Below are 13,883 nucleotides of genomic sequence, written 5' to 3' on the forward strand. Positions count from 1 at the left end.
TATGTAAAATATTTTTGGAGGTGCTAAACACTATGCTGGATCAGTTTGCAAAAAAGGAAGCCGCCGCTTTTCGTGCTGCGGTTACGACAAAACGTACTTTACTGGACTCATCGATCAACTATATGAAAACAATGCGCGGTTGGGAAACCGCGTATTTTAATGATGGCGGAGCAGGAGACAAGCTGCTGGAATCACATGGGCTGCGTGGAATAGCGATCAGAAACAAGGCCTTTGCAGTAAAAGGCCCGCGCATTATCTTTATTGATCGGACTGCCAAAAACAAAGTGCACCCCTATCTGCATGAAGTCGCCCACATCGTATTGAAACACGACTTCGATGCACTGACCCCGGAAAACGAGGCCGAGGCGAATCAATTCGCCTCTTATCTATTGAGATCGCATTTTAATAAAAGTCAAATATTTGCATTTGCCGCAACCCTAGCTCTGAGCGTATCTCTCGTCTTGCACATTCCCGGCATCATTCACCCCAGGACAGGGGATGCCGTTCCCGCATCCTCGCATGCTAAAGGAATACAACTCGATGAAAGCCCCAGCGATATCGTCGCCATCACTCCTTCTGGCGCTAAGTACCACAAGCTGGATTGCGTCTATGTGCAAAACAAGACGAATACGCAGGAACTTACGAGAAAAGAGGCCGAGATGCTTGGAAAAGAACCTTGCGCCGTCTGCAAACCATAATAAAAAGGCCTCTGCTATGCAGAGGCCTTTTTAGAAAAGAAGTGCGATCACAAGTCTTTAAACATAAGCTCCATATCTCTCTTTACAGATGGAAAGTATTTCCCCAATCAAAGGGCTTATATCTGTCATTCGCCAATTTTCTGTCACAAAAGTATTTCTATATTCCATTGCTTGGTCAAGTTTATAGATTCCATAATTTTCTAGAATTGTATTTTTTAGGAGAAAATTATGGAAAACACCTATCAGAAAATTGCCGCCCAAAACATCTCTATGCTCCGCGGGAAAACCGGGCTCTCCGAGCTTGCCTTGGCCACAAAGGCCGGCATCGATCCCAAGACGCTCCGCGCCGCCGAACACGGCGATGGGAATCTGGAGTTCGGCACTTTGGAGAAAATTGCAAAAGCACTCGATGTTTCCGCGGCCCGGCTTTTGGAAGGCGTGCCAGGCGCATCGTCAAATTTTGACCTGCTGGCAGATCTCCTATCTGGGGATTATGAGTAGAAAACGAAGATTTTTTATTCTTTCTATTCTTTATATTGATATTCCTTTTATTCTCCATTTCACCCATTTTAGGTGCTCAGTAACTGTCTTGGGAAAACAAAAAAGCACTCATAGTTCATTGTCTTTTATTAAAGCCCTTTTGAATAGATGGAATAGATTTCTCCATCACAGAATTTTATTTCTATTTGCGCATCCCATACTCCATCATCTTCCCAGATAAATGTGGCATACGTCGAGCCTCCTGCCGTATATCTATCTCCTTTTGCTGTGTATGTGCCCAGCAAGACTTCTGCTTGATCAAAGCTCATTCCTTCTTTCAAACGATTCAAATTCTCAAGTGTTACCCCTTGCTTCCCGCTTTCTTTATACATCGCCGCTTCGTCCTTTAAACCAATCGAATCCCAAGACCGTACAAGTTGAGATTCAATTTTAATCTCTGGGCCATCAGCTAATTTTGCCATTATATCAACTCCGTCATGTCCTTCTGCTTTCCAAAAGAGTCTAAATATCGATTTCCCATCGTCTTTAACTGAATCTGGCTCCCCATATAGTTTTTCCATTAAAGGTCTGATTTCTTCATTCACATATTTTACCTGTTCTTCAGAAACATCTGACCATCGAATAACTACTGCATCTAGTCCATAGGATTTGGGAAGTACCAATCCATCATAATTAAAAATCCGAAACTCTAATTCTACTTGCCGTCCCTTACACTGAGCATTTTTATAAATATAGTAAGTATGATGGTTTCCATGAAAATTGTGTTCATATGATCTTTCTTCCTGGCCAAAGATTTCCCGGATTTCCTCAATGGTCATGCCATAATATAGCGGCTCTTCACAGAACTTCAGTTCTTCCGGAATTCCCACTTCCGTGCGCGGCTCTGGCGTCGGACTGGGCGATGCCGCCACCTCAACCGACGGCTCAGGCGACGCCTCTGGCTCCTGCTCTGCCTTGCCGCAAGATACGAATACGGCGCAGCACAGCATCACAGCCAATAACAAACTTAAAAATTTCTTCATCCAACCTTCCTCCTAACCTATTTCTATTATCATAACATTTTTCGTCAATTTTCTACTATTGTTTTTATGCCATTATTTCTTGTATATAAGTGATACATCTGCCATGGCTGGAGATCCTTTATTGCCCTGGCTTCATTTGGCCCTGGCAGAGAGGCCCATTGCCTTGCAGAAACTGCCATCTGCTTGAGAAGGAGGAATCGGCACAGCGCTTACACATAAAAAGAGCAGGAACACGTGTCCCCGCCCTTTTTCTCATTTGCCTCGCATCTTCCTGCCAAGCATGAAGCTACTTTGCGCAGTATGCCGCAATGGCCTGTCGGGCAAATTCAGCCGTGCCCTCGCCGCCCGCATCATCGATATTGCGCTTCATGCGCGCATCGCCGGCATAAAGCTCGCCTAATCCGCTCAAAATTTGTTTTGTGCAGGTATAGAAGTGCTCCGAGATGAAGGCCTGCAACGCCCGAATTTTCTCCTGCGCCTCTTCCCCGGCGGGCGGGAGATGCCGCAGTGCGCCGAGCTGCGCGAATAAATCCATCAGGCCGCTGGCCGCGCTTTGCATATCCTTCCCCTCCCTCCGCTTTTGCTCATACTCGCGGCAGGCGCTCGTCGCGCCCCATCTTTCCTTGACTTCCTCCGCATACTGATGGAAATCGTCCTGCCGAAAAATATCAAATTCCATGATACTCTCTCCTTCTGTCTGAATTTTTTTGGCGAGGGAAATCAGCGCATCAATACGGTTTTTCTTTTTCTCCAGCAGTGCAATTTGCTGCTCCAGCGCCTCTTTTGGGGAAAAGGCCGGGTGATCCAGCATGGCGCGGATTTCCCTGAGCGGAAACTGCAGTTCCCGGAAAAGCAGAATACTGCGCAGACGGCACAGCGCGGCATCGTCGTAAAGGCGGTAGCCCGCTTCTGTGGTCTTTGAGGGCTTTAACAGGCCAATGGCATCATAGTAATGCAGCGTGCGCACGCTGACCCCCGCTAGTTCGCTCACTTCTTTGACACTTCGCATTGCGCTTTCCCTCCTTGCTTCTCATTTTAGGGCATGACGCAGCGTGAGTGTCAAGCAAAATTTCCCGGGCAATGCTGTTGACATTCGCCCTCCCGGGTGTTAGACTGAATAAAACAAACCGAAGAGGGAGAGGAAGTAGCTTCGCCCGGCCTGGCAAAGAGAGCTGCGGAGGGTGTAACCGCGGCGCAGGAAGCGAAAGCGAATGGTCTCCTGAGGGCGAGCCGAAAGAGCTTCGATTAGGCGAGACGGGCGCGGCGCTCCGTTACCAAGGGCCTGCATATGATGGTATGCGTGAGAGGGCGCGTTTGCGCCAAGCTGGGTGGCACCGCAGGAGTGAATGCTCTTGTCCCTGCAACAATTCTGTTGGGGGATGAGAGTTTTTTTATTGCCGCCGGGTGTGCGGTGCAGTAAAAAGAGCGTTTCCCCAAAAAGCAAAAGGAGGAAATAGAAAATGGCAAAAGTACCCTACAAAATTCAGCTTTCCGAACAGGAGCTTCCCAGATACTGGTATAACGTGCGGGCAGATATGCAGACGGATTGCTGCCCCATTCTAAACCCGGCCACTGGCAAGCCTGTTACCGTCTCGGACCTCACCCCGGTATTCTGCGAGGAGCTGGCAAAGCAGGAGCTGAACACAGAAGACCGCTTTATCGAAATCCCGGAAGAAGTGCGGGAATTTTACAAGATGTACCGCCCCTCCCCGCTCATGCGGGCTTACCGGCTGGAAAAAGAGCTGCAGACCCCGGCCAGGATTTACTATAAATACGAGGGCGGCAACACCTCGGGCAGCCATAAGCTCAACAGCGCCATCGCTCAGGCATACTATGCCAAAAAGCAGGGGCTCGCGGGCGTTACCACCGAGACGGGCGCCGGGCAGTGGGGCACGGCGCTGGCCATGGCCACCGGGTATTTTGGCCTGGACTGCAAGGTATATATGGTCAAAGTCAGCGCGGAGCAAAAGCCTCACCGCAAGGCGCTCATCGAGACATACGGCGCCAGCGTCATCCCCTCCCCTTCCATGACGACAAGAGTCGGCCGGGAGATCAACGAGAAATTCCCCGGCTCTACGGGCAGCCTGGGCACAGCCATCTCTGAGGCTGTGGAAGTCGCCGTCTCGACGGAGGGCTATAAATATGTGCTGGGCAGCGTGCTCAACCAGGTGCTGCTGCATCAGACCATCATCGGCCAGGAGGCCAAGGCCGCCATGGAAAAAATCGACGAATATCCGGATATCCTCATCGGCTGCGCCGGCGGCGGCTCCAACCTCGGCGGACTGATGGCGCCTTTCATCGCAGACCGCCTGGCGGGCAGGCGCAGCCCGCACTTTATCGCGGTTGAGCCGGCCTCCTGCCCATCGCTGACCCGGGGCAAATTCGCCTACGATTTTTGCGATACCGGCAGGGTTACCCCGCTGGCCAAGATGTATACGCTGGGCTCCTCGTTCATCCCCTCGGCCAACCACGCGGGCGGCCTGCGCTATCACGGCATGAGCCCCATTCTCTCCCAGCTCTACCACGACGGGTATCTGGATGAGGCCCGGGCTGTGGAGCAGACGCAGGTCTTTGAGGCGGCAACGCAGTTTGCCCGGGTGGAGGGCATTCTGCCCGCGCCCGAAAGCTCCCACGCCATCCGCGCCGCCATCGATGAGGCCATCCGCTGCCGGGAGAGCGGCGAGGCCAAGACCATCCTCTTTGGCCTGACGGGCACAGGATACTTCGATTTGGCCGCCTACACCGCATACAACGAGAAGCGGATGAGCGACTATATCCCCACAGAGGAGGACCTCCAGAAAGGCTTTGCGGGAATTCCATCGATTCCGGGCATCCAGTAGCCAGGCAAGACAAAAAGAGCGGCAAAATTGCCGCTCTTTTTTGATTTCTCTTTTTTGCATTCGCGCAATGGCTCAAAGAGCGCCCTGCCCACTGCATATCCCCAAAATCACCAAGTTTTTTAATGCATAGAGCGCCTGCGAAAATAGCATTGCCTCAGTTGCATCCATTCTTGTTACAATATTTAAACATCACTTTTCACCTAAATAATAAATGTATTTTTAGGATTATGTGGAATTGTTTCATTATCCTAGGAGAAAAATGAATAAGGAGGCCATTTTATGTATCACCCTATGTATTTAAATGAAATTGCAGGATTTCTTAAAAATGTGCTGGTGCTTGGCGGTATAAGCATTCTTGTTGCCATAACCCTATATGCGGCTCTTTTGCTCTTTTTGCCAAAGCGCTTCGCCGGAATAAAAATCAGCGCAAAAATCGGCCAGTTTCTTCTTTTGTTCTATTTTTCCGCCTTTGTCATCTGGTCGCTTCTTCCCAGCTCATTCGGCAGAGAAAATAACTTCGTCCCATTTCAAAGCATCTACAGTTCTTTGTGCTCCAGCAGTGAGGTGCCTAAGTACATTCTCTTTTTTAACATTTTCTTCTTCGTCCCCATGGGCGCTCTTTTGCCCTGGGTCTTCCCGGAGCTGAAAAAATGGCATAAGGCGGTGGGCGCATCTTTGTGCGTCTGCCTGGCCAGAGAGCTGATGCAGCTCGTCCTCTGGTACCGGGTGTTTGATATCGACAGCCTGCTCTTTGCTCTGTTCGGCTCTCTGGCTGGATACGCTCTGTTTCTGCTGGCCGGCCGGCTGGCCAGAAAGAGGGCATAGCGCGGCAAAACGGCATGCAGAGCGAAAAAAATATCTTTTTATCGACAAATCTCCCAAAGCTTGCTAAAATTTTAGCTGGGGGCCGCCTTTGGGCCGCCAAACCGACGCGCTTTTAGGGAGAAGGCATCATGGACTATATCAAAAAAGCTAACGAGCTTTGGGAGACATATGTGCCCGAAAGCGGCCAGGCCGCGACAGTGCAGGGCGAGCTTTTGCGGGAAATAGAGGCTCTGCGCACCGAGGCGCAGGAAAACGACAACATCAATTTCGACGAGGACTATGCCTATTTCTGCGATTTCATCCTGCAGACGCTGAAGGCCGCGCGGAGCAGCTCCTATTTTAAGCTTTTCCGCATCTCCCGCGCCCTGGCGGCCATCAAGCGCTATGGCACGCTGGCGGCGCAGTATAACCGCGGCGAGCTCGGCGAACAGGAATTTCTCGCCCTGCATAAGGGCCGCCCCGCCTTTGCCCATCACGATAACGATCTCTACGACATCGTCTTGGAAGGCATTGTGGATTTTTGCGAGGCCAACCCGCATCCCCTGCCGCACCGGCCAAACCCCACGCTGTATTGGTAAAGAAAAAAGAGGCAAATGCCTCTTTTTTATATTGCTTTTTTCTGACACTTCTTTTTGAGCCGCGCCTCGGTTCCCTCCTGGCAGGCCTGCTCGTAGTAATTCACCTTGTAGTTGATCCGCTGCAGATACCCCTGCAGTTCTGCGATGCGCTGTTCCACAGCCTGCTTATGCCGCCGCATCATCTGCCGGCGGTTTTCCAGCGTACCGTCTCCCTCTGCGCAGAGCGCCACGAACTCCTTGATATCCCGGATGGACATATCTGTATTTTTCAGGCAGGTGATCAGCGAGATTCGCTCCAAATCCTGCTCCTGATAAACCCGCACGCCCGCCTCGTTTCTCTTGACGGGCGGGAAGAGCTGCTCTTTTTCATAAAAACGGAGCGTGGAGGCGCTTAGCCCCGTCAGCTCGGAAACCTGGCGAATGGTATATTCCATAGATAAAACCTCTTTTTCACTTTACTGCATGGCTTTTTTGCTGTTATTTATTATACTACTCCCTGCGCAAACGGGCAAGCTATGCTATACTAGTAGAAAAGCCAGAGGGGAGCGATGCTATGCGCACGAAAAAACAGATGATGGATTTGATTTTAAATTTCGCCCAAACGGACGACCGCATCCGGGCTGTGGCCATGAACGGCTCGCGGCTGGACGGGAATATCACCCCGGATCGCTTTCAGGATTACGACGTCGTCTACTTCGTCCGGGAGATGGAGTCCTTTTTGGCAGATCCTGCCTGGGTGGACTATTTCGGGCCGCGCATCATCATGCAGACGCCCGAGGACGGCCGGCTGTTTCCGCCCGAGCTGGGCGGATGGTACACCTATCTGATGCTGTTTGAGGATGAGAACCGCATCGATCTGATGCTCATTCCCCTCTCGGACACAGAGCGCTACTGCAAGGCAGACACACTGACCAAAATTCTGCTGGATAAAGACGGCCTTTTCCCGGCTCTGCCCGCACCCAGTGACGCGATGTATCACATCAAGAAGCCCTCAGCGGATCGGTATGAGGGCTGCTGCAACGAGTTTTGGTGGGTCAGCACCTATGTTGCCAAGGGTCTTTGCCGCAGGAAAATTCACTACGCCATCTGGCATCTGAACCAGTGCCTGCGGGAAGAGCTTTTGCGCATGCTCTCATGGCAGGTCGGCATTCAGACGGATTTTTCCCTGAGCGTGGGCAAATGCTATCAAAACCTTCCTTATTATTTAGAGGAAGAGACCAGCGCGCTTTTGCTCTCTGCCAGCCGGCAGGACGGCGAGGCGGCCTGCTGGGATGCGCTGTTTACCATGTGTGCGCTCTTTTCCGAAGCTTCGCGCTTTGTGGCCGGGCGGCTGGGCTTTGCGCCGCCAGAGGAAGAGGAGGGCGTGCGGCAATACCTCCAGCGGCTTTTCGAGGCCTACCCGCCGAGATCGTAAAAGGAGAAAAACCATGCAGGACAATACCCTCCGTTTTGACGGCAAAGCAGCATTATACGGGCAATACCGCCCTTCCTATCCAGCGGAGTATTTTGATTACCTCTTCCAGAAGGCCAGGCTGGAGCCGGAAGACGCCATCGCGGATATCGGCGCCGGAACGGGCATTTTTACCCGCCAGCTTTTGGGCTGCGGGTTTTCGGTTTTTGCCGTTGAGCCGGGAGAGGATATGCGCCGCCAGGGCCGGGAGCATCTGGGCGATACGCCCGGGCTGCGCTGGGTTTCGGGCAGCGCAGAACAGACGACGCTCCCACCGGGCAGCGTCGGCCTGGTTACCGCGGCTCAGGCTTTTCACTGGTTTGATCGGGAAAAATTCGCCGCCGAATGCCGGCGCATCTTGCGGCCGGGCGGGCTGGTGGCGCTGGTTTGGAACATCTGGGCGCCGGAATGCGCGCTGACGCAGAGATGCGCAGAGGTATTTTCCCGCTATTGCCCGGGGTTTCATGGTTTTTCCGGCGGCAGCTCGGTGGCTCCGGATGCGCTTGAGCCATTTTTCCTGGATCGGAAAATGGGATACCGGCAGTTTCCAAACGACCTTTTCTACGACTGGGATGCCTTTCTGGGCAGAATGCTCAGTTCTTCCTATGCGCCAAAAGAGCAGGATGCGCAGTACCCCGCGCTAGTGGAAGCGCTTCGCCGGATTTTTGAGGAAGAAAGCCAGGACGGCATCCTGCGCTTCCCCATGCGGACGCGCAGTTTTCTCGGGCGGCCGGCATAGCCCTTGCCAAAAGAGGAAAAAGGCCGTATAATAAAAGAACAAGAAAAAGGGGAGCTTGCACAGGCAGGCTGAGAGGAAGGCGCCGCTTCGACCCTGAAACCTGATTTGGATAATGCCAACGTAGGGAAAAGAGGAATCTTTGGCGTGTTTCTCCTGCCTGCCCATGCAAAGGGCTGCTGCAAGCGGAGCACGCTTTTTTGCGCCCCGGATGGAGGTTTTTATGAAAAGACAGAATTTGCGCAAACTCGTGCTGGCCGGCCTGCTCATCGCTGTGGGCGTGGCGTGCTCGCCCTTCAGCATCCCTGTGGGCGCCTCCAAGTGCTTCCCCATTCAGCATATGGTGAACGTTCTCGCGGCTGTCATGCTGGGGCCGTGGTATGGCGTGGGCATGGCGTTTCTCACCAGCCTGCTGCGGGTTCTGCTGGGCACGGGCAGTCTGCTGGCGTTTCCGGGCAGCATGTGCGGCGCGCTGGTCTGCGGGCTGATCTACCATTACCGCAAAAACCTGCCGCTGACGTATCTCGGCGAAGTGCTGGGGACAAGCCTGCTGGGCGGGATGCTGGCCTATCCGCTGGCCACGCTGGTCATGGCCAAGCAGGCCGCGCTGTTTACTTACGTGCTCCCCTTCTTCGTCAGCACGGCCGGCGGGACGCTTCTGGCCGCCGCCTTGGTTTTCGCTTTGCAGAAAACCCACGCGCTGGAGCGCTTTGCCAATGAGCGCGCCTAGCCCGGCAGAAGCGCTGGCGGCAGTGCAAAAAAGCGCGCCGCTGGTGCACGTCATCACCAACACCCTCAGCCAGAACGACTGCGCCAACCTGCTTTTGGCCGCGGGCGCGCGCCCCATCATGGCAGAGGCCGAGGAGGAGGCCGCAGAAATTGCCCGAAACTGCGGCGCGCTGGTGCTAAACACCGGCATCCCCTCTGCGGCAAAATTTTGCGCTATGCTGGCGGCCGGGCAGGCGGCGAACAAGGCAGGCACCCCGGTTTTGCTGGATCCCGTGGGCATTGGAGCCAGTACTTTCCGGCGGGAACAGATTGGCCGTCTGCTGGAGACGCTCCAGTTTGCCGTTATCCGGGGCAACAGCGCGGAAATCTCCGTTCTGGCGGGGGATAACCCGGCCTTTTGCGGCGTGGATTCGGGCATGGCAGAGGATACCCATCTGGCTCAGCTGGCGGCACGGCGCTTTGGCACGGTTATCCTGCAAAGCGGCGGGAGTGATTTTCTCACGGATGGCCGGCGCACTCTGCGCATTCCAGGCGGCCACCCGGCCATGGCCAAAATTACCGGGGCCGGGTGTATGCTTTCGGCGCTGACCGGGGCATTTTTGGCCGCAAATCCGGCGCATCCGCTGGAAGCGGCGGCGGCCGCAGCGGTTTTTTGGAAAAAATGCGCAGAGCTGGCGGCCGCACGCATGGAAGCCCAGGGTGCGGGCACAGGCAGTCTGCATATGTATCTATTGGACGCCGCCAGCCGGATGGCGCCCGGCCAGCTGGAACAGTGCTAGACCCGCGCGCATAGGCGCGCACAGACAGAAAGGCGAATTTACCATGAAGATAACCAAACAGCACATGCTTCTCTATGCCGTGACAGACCGCTCGCATCTGGGCGGCCAGAGCCTGGAAGAGGCTGTGGAGGAGATTTTATCCGCCGGGGCGACTTTGCTCCAGCTGCGGGAAAAACACCTGGGCGAACAGGAGTTTTTGGAGCAGGCACAGCGGCTTCTGCCCATCTGCCGGCGCCATGGCGTTCCGCTCATCATCAACGACAGCGTCTCTGTGGCGGTGCAGTCCGGCGCAGACGGCGTACACATCGGGCTGGGCGACATGGCCATCCAAAAGGCCCGGCAGATGCTGGGGCCGGAGAAGATCATCGGCGCCAGCGTGCACAGCGTGCAGGAGGCGCTGGCGGCCGCCGAGGCCGGGGCGGATTACCTGGGATGCGGCGCTGTCTTTGGCACGCAGACCAAAAAGGACGCCGGCCTTTTGCCGCACGAGACCCTGCGCGCCATCTGCGCGGCAGTGGATTTGCCCATCGTCGCCATCGGAGGCATCGGCGAGCAGAACATTTTGCAGCTATGCGGCACGGGCGCGGACGGCGTGGCGGTGATTTCGGCGCTGTTTTCCCAAAAGGATAAGGCGGCGGCGACCCGGCGCCTGCTGGCGCTCAGCCGCCAGATGATCGGAGGAGCACAATGAAGAAAGTTTTGACGATTGCCGGCAGTGATTGCAGCGGCGGCGCAGGCATTCAGGCAGATCTGAAAACCATCGCCGCGCACAGGATGTATGGCATGAGCGCCATCACCGCCCTGACCGCCCAAAACACCACGGGCGTTTCGGGCATTTTGCAGAGCACGCCGGAATTTCTGGCCAGCCAGCTGGACTGCATTTTCACGGATATTTTCCCGGATGCCGTCAAAATCGGCATGGTGGGCAGTGTCCCGCTGATTCGGGTCATTGCGCAGAAACTGCGGGAGTATGCGCCGAAAAATATCGTGGTCGATCCTGTGATGGTCTCGACCAGCGGCAGCAAACTGCTGGAAGACGATGCCGCCGGGGCGCTTTGCCGGGAGCTTTTGCCCCTGGCGACGCTGCTCACCCCCAATCTCCCCGAGGCCGAGGCGCTCTGTGGCCTGCGCATTGAGTGCCCGGAGGATATGATCGCCGCGGCGCGCAAAATTTCCGAGATTTATCCCAGCGCGATTTTGGTCAAGGGCGGGCATTCCGGCGGCTCTGCGGACGATCTGCTGTTTGCCGGCGGAGCATGCCACTGGTTTTCCTCGCCCCGCATCCCAACCGAGAACACCCACGGCACGGGATGCACGCTCTCCAGCGCTATCGCCTGCAACCTGGCCGCCGGAGCGGCACTGCCCGATGCCGTCCGCCGGGGCAAGGACTACGTTACCGGCGCGCTGATGGACGGCATGGATTTGGGCCGGGGCAACGGCCCGCTCAACCACTGCTATGCCATGCGGCCCGGCCTGCCCTGGCTGGAAGGTTAGGCAGAAAAGAGAAAGGCGCAGGGGAAGCATTCCTCCGCGCCTTTTTTTGCATTTGACATTGCCCGCTTTTCGCCGTACACTTTTGCCAGGAGAGTAAGCATGATTCAGATACCACGCACAGAAAAATGGAACAACGCCCGCTTGGGGCTGGTTTTGGCCGGGGGCGGCGCCAAGGGGGCTTATCAGGCCGGGGTGATCCAGGCGCTCTATGAGCTGGATATTGCGGATAAAGTCTGCGCCGTCTCGGGCACTTCCGTGGGCGCGCTCAACACGCTGGCCTTCGCCTTGGGGCGCAAAGAGCTCTGCCCCGGGGTTTGGGAGAATATCGGCTTCAAAGACGTGCTGGTCCGCGCCGAAAAGGAGGACCGCACCCGTCTGCGCCAGCTTTGGCGCGAACTTTCCGCCCAGGGCATTCGTCTGCGGGATTTCGACGCGGTTTTGGAGTATATTTCCAGGGAGGGCAAGAGCCTCTTTACCCAGCAGGGCCTAAAGGCCATGCTGGAGCGGGAGCTGGATTTTGCCGCCCTGCGGCAATCCCGCCCGGCGCTCTATGTCTGCGCCTACGACATCGCCCAGGGACGCCCGGAGTATTTCGCGCTCAAGGCGCTCACGGACGCGGAGATTATTTGGGCGACGCTGGCCTCCTGCGCCATCCCCTACGTCTTCCCGCCTGTTTTACTGCGCGGCAAAGCCTATGCAGACGGCGGAATCAACACCCGCGCCTATCCTTCGGCCAACGCGGATAACACCCCGCTTCTGCCGCTGCTCGCCCACGATCTGGACGCCGTTTTTGTGGTGCATTTGCAGCCGGATGCGCCGGACTGCACTGTCGGGGGCGGCGGCCCGAAAATCCTGAACCTGCGCCCATCCGCCTCGCTGGAGCCCGTCAAGGGAGCGGGGGCGGTGAATTTTTCCCGCGGCGCCATCGATGGGCATATGCGGCTGGGCTACCGCGATACGCTCTGCGCCCTGGCCCCGGCAATTTTTTCCTATCTTTGCCCGTAGGCTCAAAAGCGTGAATCCCGCCCCGCAATCTTGGCCTGCGGGGTGTATTTTTTGCCCGCTTTTTGCTATCATAAGAGAAAAGGAGGCAGACGATGAAGAAAATTCTCATGATCGCCACAGGCGGAACCATCGCTTCCCGGCGGATGGGCGGCGGCCTGGAGCCGCTGCTGACTTCCCAGGAGGTTTTGCAGTATGTGCCCGGCGTACAGGAGTTCTGCACGGTAGACACCCTGCAGCTTTTCAATTTGGACAGCACGAATATCTGGCCCGGGCACTGGCTGAAAATCGTCGCCGCCATTGCGGAGCATTATACGGCCTACGACGGGTTCGTCATCTGCCACGGCACGGATACCATGGCCTATACGGCGGCCGCGCTTTCCTATCTCATCCAGAACTGCCCCAAGCCCATCGTCATCACCGGGGCGCAGAAGCCCATCGATCTGGAAATCACCGATGCGAAAACCAACCTGACGGATAGCTTTCTCTATGCCGCCAGCCCAGAGGCTGCCGGCGTGCACATCGTGTTTGACGGCAAGGTGATTTTGGGCACCCGGGCGCGCAAAACCCGCACCAAAAGCCACAACGCCTTTTCCTCCATCAACTATCCCTGCCCCGCCGTCATCCAGGATGGGCGGGTCATCACCTATATCCCGCAAGTGCCCCGGGGAGAGATGCGCATTTACCAAACGCTCAACCCCAAAGTCGCGCTGCTCAAGCTGACGCCCGGGCTGGGGCCGGAATTTCTCTCCCAGCTTTTGGCGCAAAACGACGGCGTCATCATCGAAAGCTACGGGGTGGGCGGCGTGCCGCACAACGAATACTGCGATTTTCCCGCCGTCATTGCAGAGGGCGCCCGGGCGGGCAAGACCATCATCATGACGACGCAGGTTCCCTCCGAGGGCAGCGATATGGCCGTCTATCAGGTCGGCCACCGCATCAAGGAGGCCTACGACATGATCGAGGCTTACGACATGACGACAGAGGCCGTGCTGACCAAGCTCATGTGGATTCTCGGCCAGACCAGGGACCCGGACTGCATCGCCCGGCTTTTCTATACCCCGGTTTCTTTCGATCTCTTTGCCCCGGAGGACGCCGAACGCTAGCCGCGGCGCAGGCAAAAGGATCTTGGGCGACATCAGACAGAGAAGGGCGAGCGATCGCCACCCCTGTTTTGCCAAGCAGCAGGCGCAAATCAGAAAAAGGGCAGTGCAGACCGAAACGATCTA

Annotated in this window: 16 protein-coding genes and 1 riboswitch; of the genes, 13 read left to right on the forward strand and 3 right to left on the reverse strand. The window is 55.8% G+C overall.

The features are described 5' to 3' along the window. The first annotated feature begins 32 nt into the window (after nucleotides 1-32). The gene (locus AALG83_06200) at nucleotides 33-698 is read left to right on the forward strand and encodes a hypothetical protein (GenBank protein ID MEY8382745.1); all 666 of its coding nucleotides are present in this window, start codon (nucleotides 33-35) and stop codon (nucleotides 696-698) included. A gap of 228 nt (nucleotides 699-926) precedes the next feature. Beyond that, on the forward strand, nucleotides 927-1,199 hold the full coding sequence (locus AALG83_06205) for a helix-turn-helix domain-containing protein (protein MEY8382746.1): 273 nt from the start codon (nucleotides 927-929) through the stop codon (nucleotides 1,197-1,199). 128 nt (nucleotides 1,200-1,327) lie between these two features. Here AALG83_06205 and AALG83_06210 read toward each other — a convergent pair whose 3' ends face one another. Both AALG83_06210 and AALG83_06215 read right to left on the reverse strand, forming a co-directional pair. Continuing rightward, the gene (locus AALG83_06210) at nucleotides 1,328-2,221 is read right to left on the reverse strand and encodes a hypothetical protein (protein ID MEY8382747.1); all 894 of its coding nucleotides are present in this window, start codon (nucleotides 2,219-2,221) and stop codon (nucleotides 1,328-1,330) included. 286 nt (nucleotides 2,222-2,507) lie between these two features. Next, the gene (locus AALG83_06215; GenBank protein ID MEY8382748.1) at nucleotides 2,508-3,230 is read right to left on the reverse strand and encodes a MerR family transcriptional regulator; all 723 of its coding nucleotides are present in this window, start codon (nucleotides 3,228-3,230) and stop codon (nucleotides 2,508-2,510) included. A 451-nt stretch (nucleotides 3,231-3,681) separates the two neighbouring features. Here AALG83_06215 and AALG83_06220 point away from each other — a divergent pair, with 451 nt between their 5' ends. The 3 genes from AALG83_06220 (at nucleotide 3,682) to AALG83_06230 (ending at nucleotide 6,464) form a co-directional block, all read left to right on the forward strand. Then, complete coding sequence (locus AALG83_06220) at nucleotides 3,682-5,061, forward strand: TrpB-like pyridoxal phosphate-dependent enzyme (GenBank protein MEY8382749.1); 1,380 nt, start codon at nucleotides 3,682-3,684, stop codon at nucleotides 5,059-5,061. Nucleotides 5,062-5,352: 291 nt separating this feature from the next. Next, the gene (locus AALG83_06225) at nucleotides 5,353-5,886 is read left to right on the forward strand and encodes a VanZ family protein (GenBank protein ID MEY8382750.1); all 534 of its coding nucleotides are present in this window, start codon (nucleotides 5,353-5,355) and stop codon (nucleotides 5,884-5,886) included. A 128-nt stretch (nucleotides 5,887-6,014) separates the two neighbouring features. Next, nucleotides 6,015-6,464 carry a hypothetical protein gene (locus tag AALG83_06230; GenBank protein ID MEY8382751.1) on the forward strand — a complete coding sequence of 150 codons (450 nt, stop codon included), beginning with the start codon at nucleotides 6,015-6,017 and terminating at the stop codon, nucleotides 6,462-6,464. A gap of 26 nt (nucleotides 6,465-6,490) precedes the next feature. Here the strand turns inward: AALG83_06230 and AALG83_06235 are convergent, their stop codons facing one another. Further along, the gene (locus AALG83_06235) at nucleotides 6,491-6,898 is read right to left on the reverse strand and encodes a MerR family transcriptional regulator (protein MEY8382752.1); all 408 of its coding nucleotides are present in this window, start codon (nucleotides 6,896-6,898) and stop codon (nucleotides 6,491-6,493) included. A gap of 119 nt (nucleotides 6,899-7,017) precedes the next feature. Here AALG83_06235 and AALG83_06240 point away from each other — a divergent pair, with 119 nt between their 5' ends. The 8 genes from AALG83_06240 to AALG83_06275 all read left to right on the forward strand — a co-directional run bounded on the left by AALG83_06240 (nucleotide 7,018) and on the right by AALG83_06275 (nucleotide 13,760). Continuing rightward, nucleotides 7,018-7,878, forward strand: a complete 861-nt coding sequence (locus AALG83_06240) for an aminoglycoside 6-adenylyltransferase (protein ID MEY8382753.1) — start codon at nucleotides 7,018-7,020, stop codon at nucleotides 7,876-7,878. A gap of 13 nt (nucleotides 7,879-7,891) precedes the next feature. Then, nucleotides 7,892-8,653 (forward strand): class I SAM-dependent methyltransferase, encoded by a 762-nt coding sequence (locus tag AALG83_06245; GenBank protein ID MEY8382754.1) that lies wholly within the window; start codon nucleotides 7,892-7,894, stop codon nucleotides 8,651-8,653. A gap of 37 nt (nucleotides 8,654-8,690) precedes the next feature. Further along, a riboswitch (TPP riboswitch) is annotated at nucleotides 8,691-8,797 on the forward strand. A gap of 76 nt (nucleotides 8,798-8,873) precedes the next feature. After that, nucleotides 8,874-9,380 carry an energy coupling factor transporter S component ThiW gene (thiW, locus tag AALG83_06250; protein MEY8382755.1) on the forward strand — a complete coding sequence of 169 codons (507 nt, stop codon included), beginning with the start codon at nucleotides 8,874-8,876 and terminating at the stop codon, nucleotides 9,378-9,380. Beyond that, the gene (thiM, locus tag AALG83_06255) at nucleotides 9,367-10,158 is read left to right on the forward strand and encodes a hydroxyethylthiazole kinase (GenBank protein MEY8382756.1); all 792 of its coding nucleotides are present in this window, start codon (nucleotides 9,367-9,369) and stop codon (nucleotides 10,156-10,158) included. The genes thiW and thiM overlap by 14 nt, the downstream gene beginning before the upstream one ends. A 43-nt stretch (nucleotides 10,159-10,201) precedes the next feature. Then, entirely contained in the window at nucleotides 10,202-10,849 is a 648-nt protein-coding gene (gene thiE / locus AALG83_06260; protein ID MEY8382757.1) for a thiamine phosphate synthase, read from the forward strand. Continuing rightward, complete coding sequence (thiD, locus tag AALG83_06265) at nucleotides 10,846-11,652, forward strand: bifunctional hydroxymethylpyrimidine kinase/phosphomethylpyrimidine kinase (protein ID MEY8382758.1); 807 nt, start codon at nucleotides 10,846-10,848, stop codon at nucleotides 11,650-11,652. Before thiE ends, thiD begins: the two co-directional genes overlap by 4 nt. 99 nt (nucleotides 11,653-11,751) lie before the next feature. Further along, a complete protein-coding gene (locus tag AALG83_06270) occupies nucleotides 11,752-12,657 on the forward strand; it encodes a patatin-like phospholipase family protein (GenBank protein ID MEY8382759.1) in 906 nt (301 codons plus the stop codon). 92 nt (nucleotides 12,658-12,749) lie between these two features. Continuing rightward, complete coding sequence (locus AALG83_06275) at nucleotides 12,750-13,760, forward strand: asparaginase (GenBank protein MEY8382760.1); 1,011 nt, start codon at nucleotides 12,750-12,752, stop codon at nucleotides 13,758-13,760. The last annotated feature ends 123 nt before the right edge of the window (nucleotides 13,761-13,883 follow it).

Source organism: Christensenellaceae bacterium 44-20 (genome assembly GCA_041223705.1).
Lineage (GTDB): Bacteria > Bacillota > Clostridia > Christensenellales > Christensenellaceae > QANA01.

Bases quoted from the DNA above. Each gene is read 5' to 3' on its own strand.
- AALG83_06245 (MEY8382754.1), top strand. From the start codon at position 7,892: ATGCAGGACAATACCCTCCGTTTTGACGGCAAAGCAGCATTATACGGG.
- thiE (MEY8382757.1), top strand. From the start codon at position 10,202: ATGAAGATAACCAAACAGCACATGCTTCTCTATGCCGTGACAGACCGC.
- thiD (MEY8382758.1), top strand. From the start codon at position 10,846: ATGAAGAAAGTTTTGACGATTGCCGGCAGTGATTGCAGCGGCGGCGCA.
- AALG83_06200 (MEY8382745.1), top strand. From the start codon at position 33: ATGCTGGATCAGTTTGCAAAAAAGGAAGCCGCCGCTTTTCGTGCTGCG.
- AALG83_06210 (MEY8382747.1), bottom strand. From the start codon at position 2,221: ATGAAGAAATTTTTAAGTTTGTTATTGGCTGTGATGCTGTGCTGCGCC.
- thiM (MEY8382756.1), top strand. From the start codon at position 9,367: ATGAGCGCGCCTAGCCCGGCAGAAGCGCTGGCGGCAGTGCAAAAAAGC.
- AALG83_06270 (MEY8382759.1), top strand. From the start codon at position 11,752: ATGATTCAGATACCACGCACAGAAAAATGGAACAACGCCCGCTTGGGG.
- AALG83_06215 (MEY8382748.1), bottom strand. From the start codon at position 3,230: ATGCGAAGTGTCAAAGAAGTGAGCGAACTAGCGGGGGTCAGCGTGCGC.
- thiW (MEY8382755.1), top strand. From the start codon at position 8,874: ATGAAAAGACAGAATTTGCGCAAACTCGTGCTGGCCGGCCTGCTCATC.
- AALG83_06220 (MEY8382749.1), top strand. From the start codon at position 3,682: ATGGCAAAAGTACCCTACAAAATTCAGCTTTCCGAACAGGAGCTTCCC.
- AALG83_06205 (MEY8382746.1), top strand. From the start codon at position 927: ATGGAAAACACCTATCAGAAAATTGCCGCCCAAAACATCTCTATGCTC.
- AALG83_06275 (MEY8382760.1), top strand. From the start codon at position 12,750: ATGAAGAAAATTCTCATGATCGCCACAGGCGGAACCATCGCTTCCCGG.
- AALG83_06230 (MEY8382751.1), top strand. From the start codon at position 6,015: ATGGACTATATCAAAAAAGCTAACGAGCTTTGGGAGACATATGTGCCC.
- AALG83_06235 (MEY8382752.1), bottom strand. From the start codon at position 6,898: ATGGAATATACCATTCGCCAGGTTTCCGAGCTGACGGGGCTAAGCGCC.
- AALG83_06240 (MEY8382753.1), top strand. From the start codon at position 7,018: ATGCGCACGAAAAAACAGATGATGGATTTGATTTTAAATTTCGCCCAA.
- AALG83_06225 (MEY8382750.1), top strand. From the start codon at position 5,353: ATGTATTTAAATGAAATTGCAGGATTTCTTAAAAATGTGCTGGTGCTT.